The organism is Arthrobacter humicola, from assembly GCF_039531445.1.
Classification (GTDB): Bacteria; Actinomycetota; Actinomycetes; order Actinomycetales; family Micrococcaceae; genus Arthrobacter; species Arthrobacter humicola.
In genome coordinates this window covers 465146-490925 of record NZ_BAAAQB010000041.1, presented here as the reverse complement: position 1 = coordinate 490925, position 25780 = coordinate 465146, and the positions used below count along the sequence as shown (strand labels likewise).

General features: G+C 65.9%; 21 protein-coding genes. 13 read left to right on the top strand and 8 right to left on the bottom strand.

Annotation, left to right across the window (positions count from 1 at the left end):
* Window positions 1–19: 19 nt before the first annotated feature.
* The 3 genes from ABD243_RS18825 to speB all read right to left on the bottom strand — a co-directional run bounded on the left by ABD243_RS18825 (window position 20) and on the right by speB (window position 4261).
* Window positions 20–1522 (bottom strand): aldehyde dehydrogenase family protein, encoded by a 1503-nt coding sequence (locus ABD243_RS18825; RefSeq protein ID WP_344367878.1) that lies wholly within the window; start codon window positions 1520–1522, stop codon window positions 20–22.
* 81 nt (window positions 1523–1603) lie between these two features.
* Window positions 1604–3076: a purine-cytosine permease family protein gene (locus tag ABD243_RS18820; RefSeq protein WP_344367877.1), complete on the bottom strand. Its 1473-nt coding sequence runs from the start codon at window positions 3074–3076 to the stop codon at window positions 1604–1606.
* A gap of 180 nt (window positions 3077–3256) precedes the next feature.
* A complete protein-coding gene (gene speB / locus ABD243_RS18815) occupies window positions 3257–4261 on the bottom strand; it encodes an agmatinase (RefSeq protein ID WP_344367876.1) in 1005 nt (334 codons plus the stop codon).
* A 206-nt stretch (window positions 4262–4467) separates the two neighbouring features.
* On the opposite strand from speB, the gene ABD243_RS18810 reads away from it, so the two are divergent.
* Window positions 4468–5997, top strand: a complete 1530-nt coding sequence (locus tag ABD243_RS18810; RefSeq protein ID WP_344367875.1) for a PucR family transcriptional regulator — start codon at window positions 4468–4470, stop codon at window positions 5995–5997.
* A gap of 90 nt (window positions 5998–6087) precedes the next feature.
* Here ABD243_RS18810 and ABD243_RS18805 read toward each other — a convergent pair whose 3' ends face one another.
* Complete coding sequence (locus ABD243_RS18805; protein WP_344367873.1) at window positions 6088–6858, bottom strand: potassium channel family protein; 771 nt, start codon at window positions 6856–6858, stop codon at window positions 6088–6090.
* 324 nt (window positions 6859–7182) lie between these two features.
* Between ABD243_RS18805 and ABD243_RS18800 the strand changes: the two genes are divergently transcribed.
* From ABD243_RS18800 to ABD243_RS18775, 6 genes are all read left to right on the top strand, one after another.
* Window positions 7183–8049 (top strand): MIP/aquaporin family protein, encoded by an 867-nt coding sequence (locus ABD243_RS18800; protein ID WP_344367872.1) that lies wholly within the window; start codon window positions 7183–7185, stop codon window positions 8047–8049.
* A gap of 123 nt (window positions 8050–8172) precedes the next feature.
* On the top strand, window positions 8173–9375 hold the full coding sequence (locus ABD243_RS18795) for an alanine racemase (protein WP_344367871.1): 1203 nt from the start codon (window positions 8173–8175) through the stop codon (window positions 9373–9375).
* 145 nt (window positions 9376–9520) lie between these two features.
* Window positions 9521–11323, top strand: a complete 1803-nt coding sequence (locus ABD243_RS18790) for an SLC13 family permease (RefSeq protein ID WP_344367869.1) — start codon at window positions 9521–9523, stop codon at window positions 11321–11323.
* A gap of 121 nt (window positions 11324–11444) precedes the next feature.
* Window positions 11445–13133 (top strand): MFS transporter, encoded by a 1689-nt coding sequence (locus ABD243_RS18785; protein WP_344367868.1) that lies wholly within the window; start codon window positions 11445–11447, stop codon window positions 13131–13133.
* A 2-nt stretch (window positions 13134–13135) separates the two neighbouring features.
* The gene (locus tag ABD243_RS18780; RefSeq protein WP_344367866.1) at window positions 13136–14692 is read left to right on the top strand and encodes a leucyl aminopeptidase; all 1557 of its coding nucleotides are present in this window, start codon (window positions 13136–13138) and stop codon (window positions 14690–14692) included.
* Between the two features lie 49 nt (window positions 14693–14741).
* The gene (locus ABD243_RS18775) at window positions 14742–15407 is read left to right on the top strand and encodes a GAP family protein (protein ID WP_344367864.1); all 666 of its coding nucleotides are present in this window, start codon (window positions 14742–14744) and stop codon (window positions 15405–15407) included.
* A gap of 28 nt (window positions 15408–15435) precedes the next feature.
* On the opposite strand, the gene ABD243_RS18770 is transcribed toward ABD243_RS18775, so the two are convergent.
* A complete protein-coding gene (locus ABD243_RS18770) occupies window positions 15436–15720 on the bottom strand; it encodes a hypothetical protein (protein ID WP_237563300.1) in 285 nt (94 codons plus the stop codon).
* A gap of 572 nt (window positions 15721–16292) precedes the next feature.
* On the opposite strand from ABD243_RS18770, the gene ABD243_RS18765 reads away from it, so the two are divergent.
* Window positions 16293–16664: a VOC family protein gene (locus ABD243_RS18765; RefSeq protein ID WP_133247480.1), complete on the top strand. Its 372-nt coding sequence runs from the start codon at window positions 16293–16295 to the stop codon at window positions 16662–16664.
* Window positions 16665–16703: 39 nt separating this feature from the next.
* On the opposite strand, the gene ABD243_RS18760 is transcribed toward ABD243_RS18765, so the two are convergent.
* Window positions 16704–17369: an FMN-binding negative transcriptional regulator gene (locus ABD243_RS18760; protein WP_344367862.1), complete on the bottom strand. Its 666-nt coding sequence runs from the start codon at window positions 17367–17369 to the stop codon at window positions 16704–16706.
* A 97-nt stretch (window positions 17370–17466) separates the two neighbouring features.
* Window positions 17467–18480 carry a DMT family transporter gene (locus ABD243_RS18755; RefSeq protein WP_344367861.1) on the bottom strand — a complete coding sequence of 338 codons (1014 nt, stop codon included), beginning with the start codon at window positions 18478–18480 and terminating at the stop codon, window positions 17467–17469.
* On the opposite strand from ABD243_RS18755, the gene ABD243_RS18750 reads away from it, so the two are divergent.
* A complete protein-coding gene (locus ABD243_RS18750) occupies window positions 18479–19894 on the top strand; it encodes an aminotransferase-like domain-containing protein (RefSeq protein WP_344367860.1) in 1416 nt (471 codons plus the stop codon). The two genes, ABD243_RS18755 and ABD243_RS18750, sit on opposite strands and share 2 nt — an antisense overlap.
* A gap of 30 nt (window positions 19895–19924) precedes the next feature.
* On the opposite strand, the gene ABD243_RS18745 is transcribed toward ABD243_RS18750, so the two are convergent.
* Window positions 19925–20263 carry a YnfA family protein gene (locus tag ABD243_RS18745; RefSeq protein WP_344367859.1) on the bottom strand — a complete coding sequence of 113 codons (339 nt, stop codon included), beginning with the start codon at window positions 20261–20263 and terminating at the stop codon, window positions 19925–19927.
* 229 nt (window positions 20264–20492) lie between these two features.
* Here ABD243_RS18745 and ribA point away from each other — a divergent pair, with 229 nt between their 5' ends.
* From ribA to ABD243_RS18725, 4 genes are all read left to right on the top strand, one after another.
* Window positions 20493–22400: a GTP cyclohydrolase II RibA gene (gene ribA, locus ABD243_RS18740; protein WP_344367858.1), complete on the top strand. Its 1908-nt coding sequence runs from the start codon at window positions 20493–20495 to the stop codon at window positions 22398–22400.
* Between the two features lie 86 nt (window positions 22401–22486).
* Entirely contained in the window at window positions 22487–23284 is a 798-nt protein-coding gene (locus ABD243_RS18735; RefSeq protein WP_344367857.1) for a dioxygenase family protein, read from the top strand.
* Between the two features lie 192 nt (window positions 23285–23476).
* Window positions 23477–24334: an SDR family oxidoreductase gene (locus tag ABD243_RS18730; RefSeq protein ID WP_116765846.1), complete on the top strand. Its 858-nt coding sequence runs from the start codon at window positions 23477–23479 to the stop codon at window positions 24332–24334.
* A gap of 234 nt (window positions 24335–24568) precedes the next feature.
* The gene (locus ABD243_RS18725) at window positions 24569–25711 is read left to right on the top strand and encodes a DUF998 domain-containing protein (RefSeq protein ID WP_344367856.1); all 1143 of its coding nucleotides are present in this window, start codon (window positions 24569–24571) and stop codon (window positions 25709–25711) included.
* The last annotated feature ends 69 nt before the right edge of the window (window positions 25712–25780 follow it).

Genomic DNA, 25780 nt, shown 5'->3' with positions numbered 1-25780 from the left:
CCGATGCTGGTATCAACGCTCACGCGCTGTGGTTGATCATGACGTGCTTGGTCCGGGAGTAATCGTCCAGGGCATAGAGTGAGAGGTCGCGGCCGTAGCCGGATCCTTTGAATCCGCCCCACGGAACCTCGCAGGCCAACACCAGGTGTGAATTGACCCAGACGGTGCCGAAATCGAGTTGCTTCGGAATGCTCAGCGACAGGCTCGAATCCCGCGTCCACACCGAGGCAGAAAGGCCGTAGGGGCTCTCGTTGGCCCGAGTAATGGCCTCGTCAGTGGTGCTGAAGGACTCGACGGTGACGACGGGGCCAAAGATTTCGTGGGTAGCAATATGGGCCCCGGCCGGCACGTTGCTGATCACTGTGGGTTCAATGAAGTAGCCGGGACCTTCCAGTGCCGAGCCGCCGATGGCCACCTGAAGACCCGCGTCCTTTGCCTCAGCAAGTGATTCCTTCACGCGTTCGAAGTGCGGGCGCGAAATCATGGGACCGATTTCCACGTCGTCCCCGGCGCCCGGGGCGCCGACGACGAGCGTGCCGACTTCGCGCACCAGGTGCTCGGTGAACTCCTCAGCCACCGATTCGTGGACCAGCACGCGGCAGGCGGCACCACAGTCCTGGCCGGCATTCCAGAAGCCGGCGTTTCGCACGCCGGCGGCGGCGGCGCGGAGGTCGGCGTCGGGGAAGACCACAACAGGGGCCTTGCCGCCGAGTTCGAGGTGGACGCGCCTAACGGACTTGCCCGCGGTCTCCGCCACCGCCTGTCCGCTGACGACGCTCCCCGTCAACGCAATGAGGGCGATATCAGGGTGTTCGGCAAGTCGCTGCCCAACAGTCCGGCCTTGTCCCGTCACGACGTTGAGGATTCCATCGGGGATGCGTCCAGCCACAAGTTCCGCCAGCTTCAGTGTCGAGAGGGGAGTCTGTTCGGAGGGCTTGAGGACGATGCTGTTTCCGGCGGCCAGGATGGGCGCGATCTTCCACGCAGCCATCAGCAGCGGGTAGTTCCAAGGGGTGATGACGCCGACGACGCCGACGGGTTCCCTGAGGATGACTGAGGTGTGTCCGGTGGCGTAATCGCCGCCCGCCATAGACGTCAGCGTGCGGGAAGCTCCGGCCATGAATCGGAAGGTGTCGATGGTGCTGGAGACATCGTCCTCCGCGACGGTTCGCGGTTTACCGGTATTGGCGGATTCGATGAGTTCGAATGCTTCACGGTTGTCTTCAATGATGTTGGCGATCAGCGAGAGCACCTCGGACCGTTCCTTCGGCGTCGTGGCGCCCCAGGACTTCTGGGCCGCCACGGCCGCCTCGACCGCAACGTCCACATCCGCAGCCGTGCCGGCCTGTACTGACGTGATGACCTGCTCCGTGGTGGGGTCTACGACGTCGATGAGCTGAGTCGAGGAACCGGGGACAAACGTTCCACCGATAAAGTGTCCCGCGGGCGGCAAAACGCCGGCGCAGCTTTGCTCCGAGGAAGAGCGTCGGACTGTGAACTGCTTGATGTCTGTGAGTGTCATGATAATTGGCCTTTGTTTTCTGCGCCGATCTCGGCGCCGGGAGTTTGTGTGAGTGCGGGCCGCAGATGCCCGGGGTGGACGTTACGTCTGCGGCGCCTCAACCAGGTCTGTTGCGAATGCGGGCGACTGAAAGGGGACGGCATCCGGCGTCTTCCGGAACACGCGTGCCGCAAAGTAGTACAGGGGTGCAACGACCACCAGGCCAACAATCCAGGAGAGGTCCACGCCGTTCATCGCTGCGGCGACCGGCCCCGTGAACATCGCTGTTGCCGAGAACGGAACCTGGATCAACGCGCCGGCAAGATAGGCTCCGATCGCAATCCAGTTGAACCTTCCGTACACTCCACCGTCACGCTTGAAGAAGTCCTCAACCCTGTAGTCGCCGTGCCGCAGAAGGTAATAGTCGACCAGGTTGATGGCCGTCCACGGAACCAGGACGTACATCAGGAAGGAGAGGAAGTTCGTGTAGAAGAAGATGAAATTGTCGCGTGCGAACAGCGAGATCAGGAGGGCGAAGGTGAAGATGAGGATCGCCGCAATGGTCCGGGTCTTGGCGTGGGGCAACCAGGTTGGCCTGAACGTCTGGCCAATGGTGAGGGTGCACAGGACCCCGCAGTAGAGATTCATGGCGTTCGACGCCGCAACGCCGAGGCAGAAGATTCCGATGACCACCATGGTCCATGGCCCGAGCAGGGCTCCCAGGCTGCCCACTATTTCGACGCTGCTGCCATCGTTGACCAGTGCCAGAGCGAGCGTTCCCACCAAGGCACCCAAGACCATCGGGAAGAGTGTTCCCAGGACGCAGCCCGAGTAGGAGGCCCAGAACGCCGGGGCCGAGCCGGTGCCCTGAGGCATGTAGCGGGAGTAGTCCGAGACGTAGGGAGCGTAGGCGAGCTGCCACAGGGCGGAGACGGAGATGGTGGCCATGAAGCCCACCCAGTTGAAGTTTCCCTGGTTCAGGAAGCTGGACGGCAATCCATGGACGGCCAGGATCCAGACGAAGGCCAGCACCAGCGCCAGACCCGCCACGATGCTCAAGAAGCGTGCATAGGCGTGGATGAGCCGGTAGCCAAAGATGGTGGCGACGACGCTCACGACGCCAATGACAATGATGCCTCCGTCAACACTGATGCCCGGGCTGACTGCGGCCAGTGCTTCGCCGCCAAAGACGAGGTTCGCCGCAAAAAACCCTACGTACATGATCACCACGATGACCACGATGAGCAGCGCCCCGTACGAACCGAACTGGCCGCGGGTCTGAATCATCTGCGCCACGCCCAGTTGCGGGCCTTGGGCCGAATGCAGGGCCATGAAGATGCCACCAACGAGGTTCCCGATGATAATTCCGACGATGGCGGGTACAAAGCTGAGCCCGAACACCGTCGTCGCGAGGCCCCCGGTCACGATGGTCATGATCATGATGTTGGAACCGAACCAGATGGTGAAAAGGTCCCGGGCTTTTCCGTGACGTTCGTGGGCGGGGATGGGTTGAATGGTCTTGTCCTCGAGCCGGGGCACTTCGGCCGCGACTGCGTGAGTGGGTCGAGCGTTCATGATGCATTCCAGGAGTACATGGGAACCTCTTTGTTCTGTCCCGGCACTTCGTCGAGCACGGGATCTGTTGTATCAATCATTCGTGACTTTTGTCACAGTGAGAATCCGGCGATTGAACAGTTGCCGTAAACCTCTTCATACATATGTACAAATCAGCCGCGACTGACCGGCAGTTGCGGCTCAAACGGTGGCCGATTCCAGCTGTTGGGCGACGTTGGCGGTGGCCTTGCTGCGGTTCACCATCAACGCCAGGAGGTCGAAGACGAGGGTCGCCGCGGCGACTGTGGTGATGTCTGCGTGGTCATAGGCCGGAGCGACCTCGACGACGTCGGCGCCCACGATGTTGATGCCGTTCAATCCGCGGAGCAGCGCCAGCAGCTCGCGGGAGTGGAGCCCGCCCATTTCCGGGGTGCCGGTGCCCGGGGCGTAGGCCGGGTCCAGAACATCGATGTCGATGGAGACGTAGACCGGGGTGTCGCCCAGCCGCTCCTTGACGCGCTGGATCGCGGCCGGAACCCCGATGACGTCCAGGTCCGAGCAGCGGATGATCTGGAAGCCGAACTCGTGATCCCGAAGAAAATCGTTGCGGTCGTAAACCGGGCCGCGGATGCCCACGTGCATCGACTTGTCCTCGACGAGCAGGCCTTCTTCGAAGGCCCGGCGGAAGATGGTTCCGTGCGTGACCGGCTGGTCGAAATAGGTGTCCCACGTGTCCAGGTGTGCATCGAAGTGGAGCAGGGCCACCGGGCCGTGGACCTTGTTCAAGGCCCGCAGCATCGGGAGCGCGATGGTGTGGTCGCCGCCGATTGAGATGAGCCTCTTGCCGGAGCCGGCGTCGCCGAGGAGCGGGAGGGCCTGCTCTTCGATCTCGCGGACTGCGCGGGCGATGTCATACGGGGTGCAGGCGATGTCGCCGGCGTCTACAACCTGGGCTTCGTACACGGGCTCGACGTCGAGCTCCGGGTGGTAGCCGGGGCGCAGGAGCCGCGACGCTTCGCGGACGGCAGCCGGACCGAAGCGGGCGCCCGGGCGGTAGGAGGTGCCGCCGTCGAACGGGACACCGACAATCGCAATGTCGTAGTCCGGGACACGGTCGATCTGAGGAAGCCGGGCGAAGGTGCCCAGGCCCGCGTAGCGGGGGACTTTCGTTGCGTCGACGGGGCCGATTGGCTTGTGTGCGGTCATGACAGGGATCCTCCGGTTGCTTTGGTTTCCGGCAGCCCCGCAGATTTCTTCTCCGTGCCGGGCATCTGCGCGGTTGCTGCTACCTCCACTATTAGTGATCTGCGTCACGGCGTATATGCGCAGATTGACTACAAATAACCGAGGGGTTTATACATGTGTATAAGCGGCTTGGGGGCGGCCTCCGCACTCATGAACAGGAACCGCGCATGGCGATCACCGTGGCCGAACTGCTGGCCGAACCCCAGTTGGGCCTGAGCCTTCTGGCGGGGTCCGCCGGTCTGGGCAACAGGGTCACGTGGGCCCACACATCCGACCTCCCGCGGCTGTGGGAATGGGTCACCGGCGGCGAGCTCATGATGACCAACGGGCTCTCCATCCCGGCGGATCCCGCGGGGCAGGTTGAGCTTGCCGAGGCACTGGTCAACGCCGGCGCGAGTGCCCTGGCGATCGGCGAGCAGATGCATGCCCCTAAACTGCTTCCCGAGTTCTTCGAAGTCTGCGACCACCTGCCGTTGCCGGTCATCAGCATCCCCTACCCGCTTCCGTTCATCGCCATCGCACGTTCGGTCGCTGAGGCTTCGTTGCTTGAGGAGTCCCGAAAACTGCGTCAGACGGCTCGTATCTATGACCTCCTTCGGCTGGCGGGGCCCTCTGACGACAACTGGCTAAGCTTGATCGCCGGCATCGAAGCCGAACTCGACGCGAGCCTCTTCGTGGTTGATCGACGGTGCCTGCATGCCTGGCATCCCGGAGGCCGGTCGTTGCCGCCGGAACTCAGGCGTGACCTTGAACCCCTGACGAGCAAGTCACCGGTGGCCAGCAAGAAGTTCCAGTGGCACCGCGTGGGGGACCGTCACCTTCTGATGATGGATATTCCGACGCACGCCAACGCGCTTCTGGTGGTGCTGCCGAAATCCGAGCCGCTCCCGGATGCGGTGGTGCTGCTTCATGCCGCCACAGTCCTTGGGCTGGAGCTATCGCGGACGGTTCTGTCGCTCGAGAACCAGCGCCGGCTGGGTGCCGAGTTCCTTGTGCAGGCCTTTGACGGACGCCTGGGCATAGCCGAGATTGAAAGCCGGCTGCCTGAATTCGGGATTACTTCACGGGAATTCCTCATCATCTCCATGTCCAGCGACGACGGTGAGGCCCTGGCGGGGATTCACGTCGATTTATGGCGACACGGCTATCCGACGGCCTGCCAGCGCAGGTTCAATACGTTGCATCTGGCTGTCGCCTCCGACTGCACCGACGATCTCCTGCGGCACGTCGTTCCCTTGAATGTGAAGATCGGGATCAGCCGGCCTTCCGCGGCCGCCGGTGCGCAGAGGGCCCTTCAGGAATCGATGTGGGCGCTTGGGACCGCATCAAGCACCGGCGAGCGGCTGGTCCGCTATGCCGAGGGACCCTCCTGGCTGGGACTCACCAGCTTTGAGGAAGGCAACGCACTGGTACAGCGGCTCCTCGGACCCATTTTCCAGTATGAACAGGGAGAAAATGGGGACCTCATCGTCACGCTGAAGACCTTTCTTGACACGCAACGGTCCTGGCAGAAAACCGCGGCTGCCCTGTTCGCGCATCGCCAGACCATCATTTATCGCATCCGGAAGATCAGTGAGCTGACAGGCCTTGATATGACCGAAACCTCCACGCTGGCGCAATTGTGGTTTGCCCTGCAGATCCACGAAGCCATGGATCTCCAAGGCAATCCGCGGCAGAAGAGGCCGGCCGGCTTCTGAAACGCAACGGCACCGACCGGATGCCGCGCCAGGAGACGGCAGGGAGACGGTCGTGATGTGGACGGCCGGTGGGGCGTTGGCTCGCGGCCATTAACCTGGTTCCCTGCGTGGTTTGCCGTCGCCCTGGTCACTGTTGGTTTCATTCAGGCTCCGGGCCAGCTGGTCATTGAGCCTATTGACCTGGGCAGTGAGGCGGGCAAGCTCGTCGTTGCCGGAGACTTGGTCGGCTTTCGTCCGTGAAGCGGTTGCGGCGGTCACACTTTCAACCAGCCAGGAGGACACGGCTGCCGTGACCATGCTCAGGACTGCAAACCCGCCGACCATCAGTGCGGCCGCAGCCCACCGGCCAGGAACGGTGACGGGGTAATAGTCGCCATAACCGATCGTTGTGATGGTGACCATCGCCCACCACAGGGAGTCGCCCATCGTGGTGATATTCGCGTTCGGAGCGCCCTTTTCGAAACTGAGGACGCTCAGGGCCACGGTGTAGATCAGAAGGACAGCCGAGGCAATGACATAGGCCATGACGCGCGTTCGGATGGCGGTGCCCGGGGCCCGGTCCATGACTTTACGCAAGGTGAAGGGCCGCAACAGCCGCAATGGCCGCGCCACCGGAAGCACCACCATGAGCAGGTCCATAGGGTGGCGGATGAACCATCGGCCCCGGTGGGGCGCCAGCACCAATTTCACAATGTAATCGACGCCGAAGGCAGCCCACGTTGACCAGATGACCAGTGTCAGAAGGGTGGCGTAGGGGGCCGGCGGTTCGACAATGACCAGGATGGAGTAGGCCGCCAGGAAAAGAAAGGCCGCACCGACGAGGGGCCACTCGGAATACTTCTGCCACGTCTGAAGCGTCATGGCTGAATCGTAGGACTTTGTTCAACGGATGTCCTTACGAAATTGCCGCCCCTGTTCTTTCGGCTGTTCGCGCCTTTCGGGTGGTGGCGGGCGCCAGCCCCGTCCTTTCCCCGAACCGACTGCACCCTTACCGGCCGTGGCCCGTGACGGATGAATCTCGCTTCATTGGCCGGCCGACAACTCCTGGAGGGCCATCTGCGCAACGCTGACAACCGGCTCCGGCAGCGGTACATTGGGCTTCTCAGGTGCCGCTCCGCTCTGTGCCAACAGATTGGCAATCAGATTGGCACGGCACGATTCCATAACCGGCGGAGGCGACACGCCATGGCGGAAAATCAGGGCAAAGACGGAATCGGACGCGCGGGCGCGCGTCAAGACGAGGCGCACAATCACAACCTTGCCAGCGAGCTGGGAGTTGTCGAGCAGAACATCCTGCTGCGAATCCAGGATTTTAATGATCCGCGCCAGGAATGGCGGCGGCTGTTCTCGGAGTTTTACGGCACATTTCTCCTCGTCATTGTCGCGGCCGGGGGTGGAATGATGAGCCAGGCCTTCCCCGGTGTCATCAGCCGCACGGCGGCCGTGGTGGCCCCCGGCCTGATGGTGATGGGGATCATCCTGTTCATGGGCAAAATCTCCGGCGCGCATCTGAACCCTGCGGTCAGCTTCGCGTTCGCGCTCCGCGGTGACTTCCCGTGGCGCCGGGTGCCGGGCTACATCGTCGTTCAGCTCATCGGCGCGACGCTTGCCTGCCTGCTGCTGCAGGCCGTGATCGGTGTCTCCGCCACTTACGGTTCGAACTATCCGGCGGGAGGGTATTCGGCGGGCGCCGCGTTCTGGATGGAGACACTGCTCACGTTGGTGCTGGTCAGCGTCATTCTGGGAACCGCCTCCGGGGCTCAGAACATCGGATTGCTCGGGGCGTTTGCAGTGGGCGCGTACATCGCGGTGGCCGGACTGTGGGGCAGTCCCATTTCCGGCACATCGATGAATCCGGCACGAACGTTCGGGCCCGATCTCGCAAGCGGCAATTTCGCCGACTATTGGGTGTACGTCGCCGGGCCACTGGCCGGCGCAGCGGCCGCCGTCGGTATCGCCTTCATTTTGCGTGGCGCGGGCGGCGGGAAGTCGGGTTCCGGGGCCGCGCAGGGAGCCCTCTTCACCGAGACCGCCAAAGAGGAGAAACCTTAACGGTCGGTGGGGGCATTTTCCCTCCGCTCCCGGTTTTGCCCTGCCATGACGCACTGCCCGTGATGCTCCAGTAGATTGTCGGAGGGAAAAGCCGCTTTTTGGAGCGAACGACAGGGGAGTAGCGTGAGCAAGCTGATCAAGAGTCCGGCCGGAGCCGATGGAGACTTCGCGGCCAAATTAGCCGCTACCCCGGCGTATCCGCAGCTGCGGCTCAACAGCGAGGCCCTCGACAGCAATATCCGGGTCATGGCCGAGTGGTGTCGCGAGAGGGGTGTGGAGCTGGCCCCGCATGTCAAGACAACGATGTCGGCACCGATCATCGAACGGCAGGTGGCCGCCGGCGCGGTCGGCGTAACCGTCGCCACCGTGGACCAGGTCGCTTCGGCACTGGATTGGGGACATGTCCGCGTTCTCGTCGCCAACGAGATCGTCGACACCTTCGGACTACTGCGTGTCCGAACGTGGCTGGAGGAGGATCCGGCCCGGGAAATCCGTTGTTTCGTCGACTCGGCGGCTGGGGTCAAAGCAGCGGCGGCGGCGTTCGACGGCGCGACGGTCGCCCTTGAGGTGCTGATCGACGTGGGAACTCCCGGCGGACGCACCGGAGTCCGCGGCGTGGGCGAGGCCCTGCGCCTGGCCGGGCTGGTCTGTGCCACGCCGGGCCTGAAGCTGGTCGGCGTCGCCGGCTACGAAGGCGTCGTGCCCAACAGCAGGGCCGAGGATACGGTCACGGCGGTTGACCGGCACTGCCAACTGGTAAGGGACACCTATCTGCAAGCCGCGACCTACTTTGAGACCGCCACGCCCATCTACTCCATGGGCGGTTCCGCGTTCCCGGACCGCGTCATCGCGTTCCTTCCTGACCTCGGCGAGGTGCCCGGAACCAGGACTATTCTCCGATCAGGGTGCTATGTGACCCACGATCACGGCACGTACGCCGCCGTCAGCCCCGTGCCTGGTCTCATTCCCGCGCTTTCGGTTCGCGCCGTCGTCCTGTCCACCCCGGAAGAGGGGATCGCCGTCGTCGGCGCGGGCAAACGGGATCTTCCGTACGACGCCGGACTGCCGAGCTTTTTGTCGGCCCGAACGGCTGACGGTGCGACGAAGACCGGCGCAACCGCAGCGGTGCGAAATCTCTTCGACCACCACGCAGTCCTTACCGGCGCGACGGGTCTGGAGGTCACGGATACCGTGGATTTCGGGATATCCCATCCCTGCTCGGCGTTTGATCGCTGGCCCGAATACGTCGTCACGGACGGGGACGGGCAGGGCATCGACGTGTGGAGCACCGACTTCCGCCGGTCCTCGCTGGCGCCGCACTCCTGACTGCGGCGGTCCTGGCTGCGGCGCTCACGCACGGAAGCGCCCTCGATACGGGAGGGCGTTGATCCGTTGCGGAACCCCTGTGCCCGAGGTGAGCCGCGAGGCGGGGGTATATCTGGAATAGGTGTTTTGGTTTAGCGTGTCCCTCATGACGGACATTGCGATCACCGTTCTTGTCCTTGTCGTCGCTGTAGCGGCGTTCGTTTGGAACCGGTTGCCGGTCGAGATTGTTGCCCTCGGTGTGGCCCTGGCCCTGCTGGGAACCGGTGTGATCAGCATGGAGGAAGCATTCTCCGGCTTCGGCAGCGCAACGGTTGTGCTGATCGCTGCGCTGTTCGTGGTGGCTGAAGCCATTGACGCCGCGGGGATCACCACATGGCTCGGGGGTCTGCTCGTCCGGTTCGCAGGCACGAGTCGGGTTCGGCTCGTCCTGCTCATGATGGGCATCACTGCCGTGTTGACGGCGTTCATTAGCGTCAACGGGGCGGTCGCCGCGCTGCTGCCGATGGTAGTGGTCCTTGCCGTCCGGCTGGGCCGCCGCCCGGCGCAGCTACTGATGCCGATGGCCTTCGCCGCCCATGCCGGGTCCTTGCTGGTGCTCACCGGTTCGCCGGTCAACATCCTGATCCTCAATGCCGCCATGGAATCAACCGGTCACGGCATCGGGTTCTTTGAGTTCGGGCTCGTGGGCTTTCCCCTGCTCGTGGGTACCATGGGGCTGGCCGTCTGGCTCGGGCCCAAACTGCTGCCGGATCGCAGCCCTGATGCGCTGCCTAAGGACCTGAGTTCCCACGGGGACACGCTCATGCAGCACTATCTGGGCGATGACCAGTTAACCAGGCTCCGGATCCCGCCGGATTCGGCCCTCATCGGCCTCCCCACGGTTGACCCCCTCGCGGAGCACCCCGCAGGGCTGCACCTGATCAGCGTGCAGCGCCCTAGCGGCAAACCGGTGCGCGCGGACGAACTTTCGGCCGGGGACCAAATCATCGTGCGCGGTGATCAGCAGCTCATCAACGAATTTGCCACCGCGCATGCGTTGGAACAAACCGACGGCGCCACGTGCGGGCTGATCAGCCGATCTTACGGCGTGGCCGAAGTGGTGGTCGCGCCCCGGTCAAATCTGGTTGGCACCGTCGTGTACCCCGGCATGATCACTGCCAGCGGTGCATTGGTGGTCCTTGCTCATCAGCGTCCGGGGGACCAGCTGTCCCGGGAACGCGCCACTGTCGCTGCAGGTGACATGATGCTGCTCCAGGGAGCCTGGTCCGCGCTGGACAAACATACGGTGGACCACGATGTGATGCTGGTGGATTCTCCTGATGCGATCCGGCGACAGACTGTCCCGTTGGGGCCGGGGGCCGTTCCCGCCCTGATCGTCTTGGCCGCGATGGTCATCATGCTGTCGACGAGCATTGTTCCGGCCCCCGTTGCCGCGCTGTTGGCCGCCATGGCCATGGTGGTGCTCAAAGTGGTCACACCCGCTCAGGCGCACCGTTCGATGGCGTGGCAGACCCTGATCCTTGTGGGGGCCATGATCCCGTTGTCTTCAGCCATCACCACGACAGGTGCCGCGAGCATGATCGCCGACGGCATGGTCGCCGTCATCGGAGGTTCCGGCCCCCTGTTGCTTCTGGCGGGAATTTTCGTGGTCACGGCGGTCCTCGGGCAGCTGATCAGCAATACCGCCACGGCGTTGATCATCATTCCGATTTCGTTGTCAGTTGCGGCCGAGGCTGTGATCAACCCCATCACGGTCCTCATGTGCGTCGCGGTCGCCTCGTCGGCCGCACTCTTGACCCCCGTATCCACACCGGCCAACATGATGATCATGCAGCCCGCCGGATACCGGTTCGGCGACTACTGGAAGTTTGGTTTGGCGGTCATGGCGCTCTATGCAGCAGTCGCGATTCTGTTGGTCCCCGTGTTCTGGCCCGCCCATGTTCTCTAACACACGGCAACATCCCCCACGACGTGGCAGGAACCGGAGGGGTCCCGGAACTGCGGGCCCGGCTTCATCCAGATGATCCTGAGGCAGTTCCTCACGACTGATCCCCACTAAGGAGCACGGAATGTCCCAAACTATCCCGTCGGCGTCGACATCCGCTGCCGCAAGAACGGCTTCCTGGTTGCCACTGATCGTGGTGGTGCTGACACAAATCCAGGCCTCATTCGCAGTGAACGCGTTGACCGTTTCGATGCAGGGCATCACAACCGACCTCGATACACCGGCCACCTCGGTGGGGACGGCAATTACCGCCGGTACGTTCTCGATGGCTGCCTTCATCCTCCTGGGGGCAAAGGTGGGCGCCCGTTTCGGCACCCGCAAAGTCTTCCAGATTGCGGTCGGCATTCATGCCGCCGCGATGGCGTGTGTCGCGCTCAGCCTGAGCCCCGCCATGCTGTTCATCGCCCAGGCGTCCTCCGGTGCTGTGATTGCACTGATCGCCCCCGCCTTGACCGTCTTCATTGCCACCAACTATCACGACGAGCAGCAGGCGAAAGCCATCGGCCTGCTCGCCGCGGCCATCCCGGCCGCAGGTGTCCTGGCCCTGTTGATCGCCGGCTGGTTTGCCACCACCATCGGCTGGCGCTATTCGTTTGGACTGATGGTGGTCCTGGGCGCGGTGAACCTGCTGTTGAGTTTCAGGCTCAAGAGCGTTCCCGCGCAGCCCAATCTGAAGATTGACTGGACCGGCGCCATCATGGCCGCGGTTGCCATCATCCTGCTCAGTTTCGGCTTCAGCGGGTTGTCGAGTTGGGGTGTGTGGTTCGCCACCGATCAGGCACCCTTCCAGATCGCGGGCCTCTCCCCGGCGCCGCTACTGATTCTGCTGGGCCTGATCGCTGGCGAGCTGTTCTTCCGGTGGATCCGCAAGCGCCAGGACGCAAAGCGCTCGCGCATCTTCGACCTGCGGGTACTCGCGTCAAGCTCTGAGTTGGCGGTGACCGCGTGCATGGGCCTCATGTTGTTTGTGGGCACCGCGGCGAACTTCCTGATTCCGCTCTACATGCAGATGGTCCAGGGCCTCTCAAGCATCGAAACGTCGTTCTCGATCATTCCGTACACCCTGTCGATCTTCCTGGCCAGCACTTTCGTGGCCTTCCTCTACGCCAAGTTTCCGCCCCGGACCATCGCGCAGGCGGGCTTCGTCGTCGTCGCCGGCGCCCTGACACTGATTGCCTTCACCATCCGCAACGACTGGGGACAGGTCATTGTGGTCCTCGGCCTGATCCTGCTGGGCCTTGGCCAGGGCGCGATCGTGGCCCTGGTCTTCAACACGCTGCTCAGCGCGGTGCCCAAGCCATTGGCCGGCGACGTCGGCGCCTGGCGCGGCCTGGTGCACAACCTCTCCGGCAGCGTTGGCATTGCTGTGGCCAGCGCGTTTGCCGTCGGCATGCTCGCCTCGCTGATCGCCAGTGGAGCGGCGGCGCACCCTCAGGTCTCCGATGAGTTGATCTCCAAAGTGAACATCAACGACGCCAACTTCATGACCAATGAACAACTCGTAGCCGCCATCGGCGACCGGGCAAGCGGTCCAGCGGAACTTGCCGCCGCCGTCGAAGTTAATGCCGAGGCACGGCTTCGTGCCCTGCAGTACTCGCTCCTGGGACTCGCAGGTCTCGCACTGCTGGCAATCGTCCCCGCCGGGGCCATGCCCGGCAGGATGCGCGGGGACCTGCCCGAACAGCTCGAACCGGATGATCCCGACGCCCTAGAGCTGGGATCCACGGATACCGCCACCGAGGGAAGGGCATGAACATGACCCGCGAACCGTACAAACTGATCCCCGAGAGCTTCACCGCCATCCCGTCGTTGGAACGGGACGAGGCCACTATTGAATGGGTGGCAGAGTTCGGCGAACTCGACGCGCTGGGCGTCGTCGTGACCACCGACGGCGAGGTTCCCGCCGTTCTCGGACTGGACCGAGAGGCACTGGCGCGTGCCGGCTTCACCGCCGCTGCCGGGACCACGCTCCTGCTGCCGGCTGCCTCGGGGTCCACCCTTTTGGTGGCAGTGGGCGGCGGCGCATCCGGGGGCCTGGATGCCGCGAGGCTGCGCAACGCCGTCGCCGTACTGTTGCGCGCCACCGCACGCCACGCCCGGATCGGCCTCGATCTTCCGGCCGTCGCGGGGATGGACGCTTCAAGCCTAGGCCAGGCATTGACCGAGGGGGCGCTGCTGGGCCGTTACCGCTTCGATGTGCTGCAGAGCAAGCCCAAGAACGTTCCGCTGGCGCTGCTGCAGCTGCGCGCCCCCGGGATCTCCATGGCCGCGGCCGCCGGGGGTCTGGCGACAGGGCGCGTCACCGCGCGGGCCGCCAACATCGCCCGCGATCTGTGCAACGCCCCGCCCAGCCACCTCACGGCGGCGGATCTCGGCGCGATTGCCATGGACCTGGGGTCACGGTTCGGGTTCGTAGTGGAGGAGTTCGACAAACAGCAGCTGATCGACCTCGGCTGCGGCGGACTGCTTGGTGTCAATGCCGGCAGCGCCCAGGAGCCGCGCATGCTCAAGCTCACCTTCATGCCCGACGGCGAATCCACCGGGCACCTGGGAATGGTCGGCAAGGGCATCATGTATGACTCCGGCGGGGTGAGCCTGAAACCCAGCGACCCCATGCACCTGCTCATGAAGATGGACATGGGCGGTGCCGCCGCCGTGCTCGCAACATTCACCGCGCTGCGCGAGCTCGGGGCCTCCGCCAAGGTCACCGGCTTCCTGATGTGCACCGACAACATGCCGTCCGGCTCGGCCTACAAACTCGGCGATGTCCTCACCGCCCGCAACGGCACCACCATAGAGGTCAAGAACACCGACGCGGAGGGCAGACTGGTCATGTGCGACGCACTGACATTGGCCGTGGAGGAGGGCGCGGACGCTATCGTCGACATCGCCACGCTCACCGGAGCCTCCTTGATGGCGCTCGGGCAATTGACTGCCGCGCTCTTCGGCAACGATCAACTGCTGGTGGACAGGTTGCGGGATGCTGCCGCCCGCACCGATGAGCAGGTCTGGCAACTGCCGCTGGAACCCCAGTACCGCAAGCAGCTTGATTCGGACATCGCGGACATTTCCAACCTCGGCGGAAAGTACGCAGGGGCCACCACCGCCGCGCTCTTCCTCGCCGAGTTCGCGGGAGACACACCCTGGGCCCACTTGGACATCGCGGGCACTATGCAGTCGGATACCGACGACGTGTGGCGTTCGAAAGGCGCCACCGGCTTCGGCACCCGCACCCTGATCGAGCTCGCCCGCAGCTTTACTCCGGTTCGGGCCGCGTCTGCTGCGGCTTCAGCTCAACCTTCAGCCGAGTAGCGGGAGACGGTTACCGTGTTCCGCGCCCGCAATGGCCCGACGGAGAAGTGTGCTTGAGCTGGTCGCGGAGCTGATGCCGCAAGCCATCGGCCTTGCGGCCAGTCCGCTCCCGCTGATCGCGGTGCTCCTGATGGTCCTGTCCCCGAACGGTCGGGGCAGGAGCATCGGCTTTGCCGTGGGCCGGGTGCTCGGGGTCCTCGCGACGGTGATTGCAGTGGCCGCCCTGTCCGAACTCGTCACACAAGGATCCGGCGGGTCACGAATCGGCGCCGTCATCCGCCTCGTGTTCGGGGTGGCGCTGGTCTTCCTGGCCCTGACCAAGGTCCGCTCACGGCCCCGGGGGTCCGCCGAACCGAAGACCCCCGGGTGGATGCAAGCCTTGGACGACATGCCGCCCGCGAAGGCTCTGAGGACCGGCTTCCTGGTGACCGTGATCAATCCGAAGGAACTGATCTTCGGCCTCGCGGCAGGTGTCGTGATCGGAAGCTCCACGCTCCCGCCCGGCGTGCTTGCCGCAGCCGTGCTCATCTACACGGCGATCGCCACGATCACCGTCGTGGTCCCGGTGGTGGCGTATCTTTTCCTCGGTGCCCGCGTGCGCGGAGTGCTGGAACCGGTCCGGACATGGCTGGTTCGCTACTACAACATCATCATCGCGGCTGTGCTCGCCATTATTGGCGTCGTGATGATCGGCAAAGGCCTCGCGGGCATTTAGGCGGTCCCGCAGCTGCCCGCACCGCCGGTCAATCCTTGAGGTGCCGTGTGAGCACGTCAAATTCCTCGACGCCAAGGATCTGCATGTGTTGCTCGGCGCTGGTCTCCGAACGGATTCTAGCCGCAGCTTCCGCGCTGCCGGCGAGGGCTTCCTCGTCCTCCCACAGCGTGATGGACAGCGACTTGTTGTCCTTCCCCAACAGGTAATAGATGCCAAGGCACCCCGGCAATGCCAGCACCCGGTTGACGGTGTCCTCTGTGGGTGCCCCCGAGCTGTCAGGGCCTGGCTGATAGGTGCTGACGCGAGCGAACATGTCCATCCTCCTAGATACGTGAGAGTCGGAGTGCCTGCCGCTCACGCCCTTTAACAGGGAGACGCACCTTCATGATTGGCGGTCCTGGTGAGCGCTGGCCTGTTCCCCTCCCACCAGTAAGGACCAGGCGGCCTGGATGCACAAGGGGGAAATACTTGCCGGGCGCCCGGCAGGCAGGATCCGGGGAGGGCGCCGGCAGGCGACACGGAAGGCGTGAGCTGTGTAGACAGGGACGCTCACGCGCCGTCGCTGGCGGATCCGCTACGGAAACGGACACATGACGACGAAAAGGTCCGTCGCTACGCGGATCCGGGCAGCGCCGGACATATTGCCTGGCGGCCGTCCGAAAACATGGCGAAAACGGTGCGTGGAAGACACGGGGCCGGTTTCGCAGGGTAGGCAGACGCATCCACGACGGCGCCGCCCGGGTGCGGCGGGTACGAAGGCCCTGTCCCTTCGCCCGTGAACGGTGGGACGATCCGTAGATAAGCACCAGGACCCATTCGCCGCTTCAGGCGCGCGGCGTGACAGACCGGTCGCGCCGATTGGACGGGTCCGACGAGGAGGTTCTGATGATCACTGCCACGATGGTAGTAGCCACGATTCCGGTCACGGACCTGGAGAGGGCCAAGTCGTTCTACGGCGATATCCTCGGCCTGACATTCTTGTGGGAAACCCCGGCCGGAGTCCGGTTCCGTTGCGGAGCGGCCAGCGAGATCTCGATCTTCAAGCGCCCGCCCGTCACGACGGAGCACACCCTGGCCCATTTCGAGGTGCAAGATATCGAGGCCTTGGTCCAGGACCTGAGCGCGAAGGGCGTGGAATTCCTGGACTACACCGAAGGCCCCCTGGTGACGACGGGCCACATCGCCCAGCTCGGCCCCGCGAGGGCTGCGTGGTTCCATGATCCTGACGGCAACACCCTCGGGCTTCGCCAGGGGTAGAACCAGGGCGGCAGGCAGCACCTCCCGCCCGGTCCCGGATCAGGCCGGGGAGCTATCCGAATGCGGGCACCGGGCCTGATCGCGGGCCTCGCGGGCCGCCGCGACGTCCGCGGCGCTTCGCATGCCACCGCGCGCCTGCAGCCCCGCGATGACGCCGTCAATATCGGCGTCGGGCCGGTTCTGGCTGAGCTTGTGCTTCGCCTCGATCCGGGTGATGAGCAGCTCGACGCCGACGATCGCGCGCAGCTGCCCGGCAATGTAGCGCTCGGGCGCGTCGTCCACGGTCCAGGGCCGCTCTGAGCGGGCTTCGTTGTGGTCGCTCAGCCGCCTGACGTGGCGGGCAAGCCAGGCCGGATCATCGTGGATGACCAGGGTGCCGTACACGTGGGCCGTGGAGTAGTTCCAGGTGGGAACGACGCGCCCGTGCTCTGCCTTGGACGCGTACCACGACGGTGAGATGTAGGCGTCCGCCCCCTGGATGATGACGAGCGATTCGCCGAGGGCGGGTTCGGACCATTGGGTGTTGTTGCGGGCGAGGTGTCCGTGCAGCGCACCGTGTTCCCCGGCCGCCGGGTCATAGACAAAGGGCAAAAGCGTGGCGAGCATGCCGTTCGCCGTGGAAGTGATCAGGTTGGCCGCGGCCGCCCGGGTGAGCAGGTGCTGGACTGAATCGGAGCTGGCGGCAAAATGTGCGGGGATGTACACGGTGGTTTCCCTTCGGATCGGGGGCCTGGGGTCGGGGATCGGACGCGGGGCGGGGCATGCGGGGTGCGCTCGAGGGGCCGGGGGAGACGGCTGCCGGTCAGGGGCCTGTCTTCGCTGCCGCCGTCGCGGTTGCTGTTGTCGAAGCCGGCGCACCTGTTGTCGCATGCATACTGGTACTCCCTTTCACCCTCGGGCTACCGGGCCGGGAACGGACCGCCAGGCCGGCGCAAAGTATCACCGCGGCGCCGCCGATGATGGTGGTCCAGCTCAGGTTCTCGCCCAGTATGATCCAGGCCCAGCAAATGCTCAACACCGGCTGGACCAATTGGATCTGGCTGACCTGCGCCATGGGGCCGATGGCCAGGCCGTGGTACCAGGCGAAGAAGCCAAGGAACATGCTCACGATCCCAAGGTAGGCGAAGGCCGCCCACTGCGCGGGGGTGCCGGCGGGTGGTTGCCCGGCGATGGAGAGCGCCGCCAGGCACACCATGAGCGGAGAGGCGAGCACGAGCGCCCAGGACACTGTCTGCCAGGCCCCGAGTTCGCGGGCCAGCTTGCCGCCTTCGGCGTAGCCGATTGCCGCGCACACCACGGCGCCAAAAAGAAGCAGGTCCGCCAGATGCAGCTGCCCGATGCCGCCGGATTGAGCGGAGGCGAAGACGATGGCCGCAACCGCCCCGACGCCGGTGATGACCCAGAAGATGACGGGCGGGCGTTCGTGACCGCGAAGCACTGCCATCGTTGCGGTCGCCGCGGGGAGTAGCGCGATAACGACCGCGCCGTGGCTGGCGGGAACCGAGGTGAGGGCGAAAGAGGTCAGCAGCGGGAAGCCCGCAACCACGCCGCCGGCGACCACGGCAACGCGCGCCCACTGGGAACCGCGGGGCGCCCGCTGGCGGGTCAACGCGAGGGCGCACCCGGCGAGAACGGCCGCGACCACGGCCCGCCCCGATCCGATGAACAACGGCGACAGCCCCGCAACGGCCACGCGGGTGAACGGAACCGTGAAGGAGAAGGCGGCGACGCCGAGCAATCCCCACCACAGTCCTGTGGCCGGCCGGGACGATAACGGTTGTTCAAAAAGTGCAGTAGCGCTACTCTTATCTCTCATGTCCAACGATAGCACCTCACAAATCACGGCACGCCTCCGGGAGTGGATTGCCGGTGCCGCGCCCGGCGCCAGGCTGCCCTCGACGCGGTCCCTGGTCGCCGAGTACCAGGCCAGCCCGGTCACCGTGCAGAAGGTGCTCCGCACGCTTGCCGCACAGGGGCTGATCGAGAGCCGCCCGGGCGTCGGAACCTTCGTGCGGGCCGTCCGGACGGCCCGGCCTGCGGACTACGGCTGGCAGACAGCCGCACTGGGCTCACCCCAGGCTCCGCTCCGCCCCGTCTCCACGGCGATGCGCAGCGCGCCGAACGATGTCATCGCCTTCCACTCCGGCTACCCGGACCGTGAACTCCTGCCCGAGCGACTGGTGCGGGCGGCCCTGACCCGGGCAGCCCGGGGAGACGCCGCCTTGTCCCGCCCGCCCGCCGCGGGCCTGCCCGAACTGCAGTCCTGGTTCGCACACGAACTCCGGGCCTCAACGCCGGCCGGTGTCACGCCGCCAACGCCCAGCGATGTGATCGTGCTCCCCGGCAGCCAGAGCGGGCTCAGTTCCGTGTTCCGGGCGCTGGTCGGCAGGGGACAGCCGCTGCTGGTGGAATCCCCGACGTACTGGGGAGCCATCCTGGCCGCAACGCAGGCCGGCGTCCGGGTTGTTCCCGTGCCGAGCGGTCCCGAGGGCCCCGACCCGGAGGAGTTGGCCCGCGCCTTTACCGAGACCGGTGCACGGCTGTTCTATGCGCAGCCGAACTATGCCAATCCCACCGGTGCGCAATGGGCCACGCGCGTGGGTGAGCAGGTGCTGGAGGCAGTGCGCGCCCACGGCGCGTTCCTCGTCGAGGACGACTGGGCACATGATTTCGGCATCACCACCGATGCCTCACCCCTGGCCGCCCGGGACGATTCCGGCCATGTCGTCTACCTGCGCTCGCTGACCAAGAGCGTGTCCCCGGGCATCCGCGTCGCTGCGGTGATCGCCCGCGGACCCGCGCGCGACCGCATTCTGGCCGACCGGGGTGCCGAATCGATGTACGTCAGCGGCGTGCTCCAGGCGGCCGCCCTCGACGTCGTGACGCACCCGGCGTGGCAGACCCACCTGCGCGGCCTGCGCCACCAGCTCCAGGACCGCCGGGATCTGCTGCTCGGCAGCCTGCGGGAGCATGCCCCGCTGGCCCACGTTGAGCACGTGCCCAAGGGCGGGCTGAACCTGTGGGCCCGCCTGCCCGACGGGACCGACGTCGATCAGCTCGTCCGTGACTGCGAGGCCGCCGGGGTCATCATCGCCGCCGGGACCGAGTGGTTCCCGGCCGAACCGGCCGGACCGTTCATCCGGCTCAACTTCGCCGGCCCCAATCCGGGCGCCTTCCGGGAAGGCGCGCGCATCCTCGGCCATGTACTCGAGCACACAACCGGCCGGTAGGGCGGGCCGGCGGAGGAGCGGCGGTCCGCGTTAGCCCGCGTCGCGGGGCGCGAACATGATGACGGCGACCCCGAGCAGGCAGACCGCCGAACCCAGGATGTCCCACCGGTCCGGCCGGAACCCGTCGAAGATCATGCCCCAGGCCAGAGAGCCTGCCACGAACACGCCGCCGTACGCCGCGAGGATGCGCCCGAAGTGCGCGTCGGGCTGCAGCGTGGCCACGAAGCCGTAGATGCCCAGCGCCACGACACCCAGACCGGCCCACCACCAGTCCCGGCCTTCGCGGACGGACTGCCAGACGAGCCACGCCCCGCCGATTTCGGCTGCCGCGGCCAGGATGAAGAGCACGATGGTTCTTGCGATAGTCACGCCATCATGATGGCACCCGCCGCCGCGTCATCCGTGCGGGCACGCGCCGAGGCTTCCGCCGGACCCGTCACACGGGGTCATGGCTTGCATCGCCGGCCGCGCCTCCCTATAACTTTAAGTTTCAAGTAAAGTTCTGCCGGGAATGCCGCGGACCGCAATGTCCTATGGCCGGTCGGTCCCGCTCCGGCGCAACGTCTGCACCTTCCTGCCGAATGCCTGAGGACCTGAGATGACCCTTGTGTCAGAGACCATCGAACACGCTGCACCCGCTCCAGTGGCCGCCGTGCGCAGCCGGGTTTCCGTGCCGCTGCGGTTCGCGGACGGGTTCACCGCCGACGCCGAGGTGCTGACCTTCAGCGGACTCACCGACGGAAAGGAGCACCTGCTCCTCGCCCTGGGCGACTGGGAGCAGGCGCTGCTGGAAGCGGCGCGCGGGGGCCCGGGACCCCTGGTGCGGCTGCACAGTGAATGCCTCACCGGGGATGTGTTCGGGAGCCAGCGGTGTGACTGCGGTCCGCAGTTGCGGGAGGCTGTGGAGCGGATCGCAGCCGCCGGCGGGTTCCTGCTCTACCTCCGTCAGGAAGGCCGCGGCATCGGCCTGTATTCCAAGCTCGATGCCTATGCCCTACAGGACGGCGGCCTGGACACCTACGAGGCCAACCTCGCCCTAGGGCACGGCGAGGACGAGCGGGACTACACGGCTGCGGCGCAGATGCTCGGCGCCCTGGGCACCGGGACAGTGCGCCTGCTCAGCAACAACCCGGACAAGGCGGCCCAGCTGGGCGCCCTCGGCGTCGACGTTTCCGCGCAGATCGCCACGGGCGTCCACGTGTCCCCGGCCAACCTCCGGTACCTGACCGCCAAGCGCGACCACACCTCCCACACGCTCCGGCTCCCGCCCGGCCCCGGCCGTGATGAGCCGCGCAGCAGCATCCTCGCCGGGACTGCCGCCCGGCCCGCTGCCGCGGTGCCCGTCGTCGTCCCCACCCACGATGAGATGCTGGCCCGCGCTCAGGGACTCATTACCGGCCTGCGCGAGCGGGCCGCGGAAACCGAGCAGCTTCGCCGTGTACCCGACTCCACCATGGCGGAACTCCGGTCAGCTGAAATCTTCCACATGCTGTCCCCCAAGGCTGCCGGGGGATTCGGCATGGGACTGGAGACCTACGTCGAGGTCGTGCGCCGGCTTGCGAGGGGGTGCGCCTCCACGGCATGGAGCGTGGGCCACCTGGTCGAGCATGTCTGGATGCTCGCACGCTGGCCCCGGGAAGCGCAGGACGAAGTCTTCGCGAACGGTCCGGCACCGTTGGCAGCCGCCACCGGCGCACCGGCCGGGGTGGCGGAGAAGGTACCGGGAGGCTACTCCATCTCGGGCCGGTGGACCTTCGCCTCCGGGGTGATGCACTCCGCGTGGGCGCTGCTCGCGGCGCAGCACGGCGGGGTGCGCCTGCAATGCCTGGTGCCCCTGGCCGACGTCGAGGTTCTCGATGTGTGGCACACCGCCGGGCTGAGGGGGACCGGGAGCAACGACATCCTGGCCCGGGACCTGTTCGTCCCGGAGCATCGGGCGCTGGACTGGGAACTCCTGGCAGCCGAGGCCAATCCGGGCAGCGAACTCCATCAGGATCCGCTGGTCCACACACCCATGGGCGCGCTGCTGAATATGGTGGCCCCTGCCGCCGCCTTGGGGTCAGCCGAGTACGCGGTCGAACTGTTCCGCGAGCTCTTGATGGTGCGCAAGGTCAAGCACACCGTGGAGACGCGGCAGGCCGACTCGCCGCTCGCACAGGTCCGCTATGCGCAGGCTTACGGACTGGTTGCCGCTGCACGGCTGCATTGGCAGGAAGCTGTCCGGGTGGTCTCGGCCTCCCATGCGCGCAGGCCCTCAACAATGACGGACCGGGAGCGCGCTGACTACCGGCTGTCCCTCGCGCTGAGCGGCGAGGCCTCGGCCGAAGCGGTCCGCCTGGTCATGACGGGGTCCGGCGGGAGTGTCCACCGGCTATCGCACCCGCTCCAGCGGATCCAGCGCGACGTCAACGTCCTGCTGAACCACGCGGCGCTCACCAGGGATCCGGTGCTCGAGCAGGCCGGCCGCGGCCTCCTGGGCCTCGGGTTCACCGCGCCCACGTTCTGACCGGAGCCCGCCGGGAGCCCGCAGGGCGCCGGACCGGGGACCGCAAGAAGCTTGAAGCTTCAATAAAAACAGGGTACGATGATGCCATGACTCAGACCACTGACCGCCCTCCGGTTCTCTTCCTCAGCCACGGTGCGCCACCTCTGGCCGACGACTCCACATGGACCCGCCAACTCAACGACTGGTCCGGCACCTTCGGCAAGCCCAAGGACATCCTCATGGTCTCTGCCCACTGGGAGAATGCCCCGGTGACGCTCAGCGCCACCGGGCGCGATCCTGGTCTGGTCTACGACTTCTGGGGCTTCCCCCAGAAGTACTACGACGTGGCGTATGACGCCCCGCAGGCACCTGAGTTGGCAGCCGAAGTGGAGAAGCTCGTCGCCGCCCACGGCCACCACGTGGAGCGTGATGAAAGCCGCGGCCTGGACCACGGCGCCTACGTTCCGCTGAAGGAGATGTACCCCGCAGCAGACGTGCCGGTGGTGCAGATGTCCATGCCGACGCTGGATCCGCAGGGACTGTTCGAACTCGGCATGTCGCTTGGGCCTCTGCGTGACCGGGGCACGCTGATCGTCGGATCCGGTTTCACCACACACAACCTGCGCTGGTTCAATCCCGCCGGCGGGCCGGACACCGCCCCGCCCGCAGCATCCAGCGAATTCGACCACTGGGCCGAGGAAGCCATGGCCCGCGGCGACGTCGACTCCATCCTCGATTTCCTGAACAAGGCGCCGGCCGCCCGCGAGGCGCACCCCCGGAGCGAGCACTGGGCTCCGCTCTACGTTGCCCTCGGGGCCGCATATGGCTCGGGAGACATCCGGGCGCAGACGGCGATCGACGGGTTCTGGTTTGGGCTGTCCAAGCGCTCGTGGACCCTGACATAGGCGTCTGGTACAACACGGTACGAGACGCGGGCCGGCGCCTGCGCCGGCGCGCAGACAGCCGAACGATGGAGGGCGTCGCACAACGTAACACCGGAATGCCCGGCGCCGGGCACCGGTTGTGATCCTCGGTGCCGGTTCGCCGGCACGGCAATGACTTGACATGAACTTCACCTCAGATTCCAGGAGCGCAACATGACGATTGCAGTAACGGGTGCCACAGGACAGCTGGGCCGATTGGTCCTCGAGGACCTGCTCAGCACCCAGGAGCCGGGTTCCCTCGTTGCGGTGGTCCGCGACGCCGCGAAAGCTGGTGATCTGGCGTCCCGGGGCGTCCAGGTGCGCGTGGCGGACTATTCCGATCCTGCCGCGCTCGAGGCCGCTCTCGCCGGCGTTGAGAAGCTCCTGCTGGTCTCCGGCAGCGAGGTAGGCTCACGGGTGGCACAGCACGCCAACGTGGTCAGCGCGGCCAAAGCGGCAGGTGTCCGTTTCATCGCCTATACGTCCGTCCTGGCCGCGGACACCACAGAGCTGATCCTGGCGCCCGAGCACAAGGCAACCGAGGAACTCATCCGCGCGTCGGGACTCGAGTTCACGCTCCTGCGCAACGGCTGGTACTCGGAAAACTACGCCCAGACCGTGGCCACGGCCCGGCAGACGGGCGCCGTCGTCGCCGCTGCCGGTGACGGCAGGGTGGCCAGCGCCGCACGGGCGGACTATGCGGCCGCCGCCGCGGCGGTGCTCACCTCCGCCGGGCACGAGGGCCGCACCTACGAGCTCTCCGGCGATTACGCGTGGGACTTCAAGGAACTGGCGACGGCGATCGCCGGGATCGCCGGACGGGACGTCGTGTACCAGCCCGTGTCCGCTCCCGAGCTGATCCAGGTCCTGACTGCTGCCGGGCTCGACCAAGGGACCGCAGGATTCCTCGCCGCCCTGGACACGGACACCAAAGCTGGTCTTCTGGCCACCGTCACGGGCGAGCTCTCCGGGCTGATCGGACGGCCCACGACGCCGCTGCTGGAGGCGCTGACGTCCGCCACCGCAAGCTAGGGGCTGCGGTCACGCCGGGCGCCATCATCGACGGTTTCATCCGTTCCGGGTGACGGCCCGCGGCCGGGCCGGACATAGCGTTGGGTTATCGCCGGCGGAGGACCGCCCGGGACCCAAAGTTCCGGAAACGGATTCGGATTTGGGACTTGGCCCAAGGCCTTTTCCTGGAGCGGAACGGGCGGCCTGTGCCGGCGGGCCAGTACCAGCCGCAACGCCAGCGAATCGAAGTGAGCGATGTTAGTCCGGAACAAGCATGCCGCCGTCACGTCCGAGGCACGCGCGCTCTTCGTCGGCAGCGTGGGCTTCGTAGTCCTCGGCGGCGTCGCACTTCTGCTCGTCGGGCGGGAACCTGTGGCGTTGTCCGGACGAGGATCGGCCGGTGACATTGCGGCGATCGGCACGGCGGTTCTTGGTGCCGCGGCGGTGGTGGCCGGTTGTCTGCAACGCCCGACGCCGGTGTCACCGCAGTTCCGCGGTGGCCGGACGCGTAGTGCGATCGACGTCGGCGCCCTCGCGCTGGCCCACGCGTGTATGTTCCTGCTCGGCTGGCTGGCGCTCTTTTGGATCTTCCAGCAAGCGTTTATCGGCGCGGTCCTCTACCCGGTGGCGGCCGCCGTCCTGGTCGGGGGTGCGGGGGCCATCAGCGCCTACGTCGCGTACCTGTCCGCGCTCGGCATGACCGCCTACCGGCTCGCCGCACTCCTCGCCGGTTTCCTCGTCACTGGTGTCCTCACGAGCATGCTGACGGCAGCGGACCCCCTCTGGTGGCAGAAGCACCTCAGCGCCCTCGGCATGAGCTCGGACGTCTCCGGGGTGACGTTCAACTTCACGTTGATCGTCGGCGGTGTCGTGGTCACCACCCTGGCGGGATATTCGACGGCGACGCTCGCTGCGAGCGCCAACACCCCGGCCGCACTTCACCGGGTAAGACTGCTCGAAGGCGGCATCGTCCTGATCGGCGTGTTCCTCGCCGGCGTGGGAGTGTTCCCGGTCGATGAGCGCTTCGGGATCCACACCCTGGTTGCCTCCGGCATGGTGGTGGTGTTCGCGTCGCTCATTGTCCGCATCCGGGCCCTCATCCCCTCCATCTCGCCCGCCTTCGCGGCGCTCGGGTGGGTGTTCCTGGCAGCCATCATTGTCGCCGCGGTGCTGTGGTTCCCGGTCGGCTATTACAACCTGACCGCGGTGGAGCTCATCGCCGGATTGTTGATCTTTTCGTGGCTCATCGTCCTGATCCGCAACCTTGCCGCCGTTGACGCCGACCGGCTCGGCGCGGACCTGTTCGAGGCCGACCGGCCGGCCGGGCCGCAGATACAACGCGCCGGATCAGGCCAGCCTGTTTCAAACGCAACGGACGGGACGGCGGCCGAACCGTGAGTGCGGCCGGGCGGTGCTGCGGCCGGCCCTTGTTCACGCGGCAACCGCCAGAAGATGCCGCGGCCATCC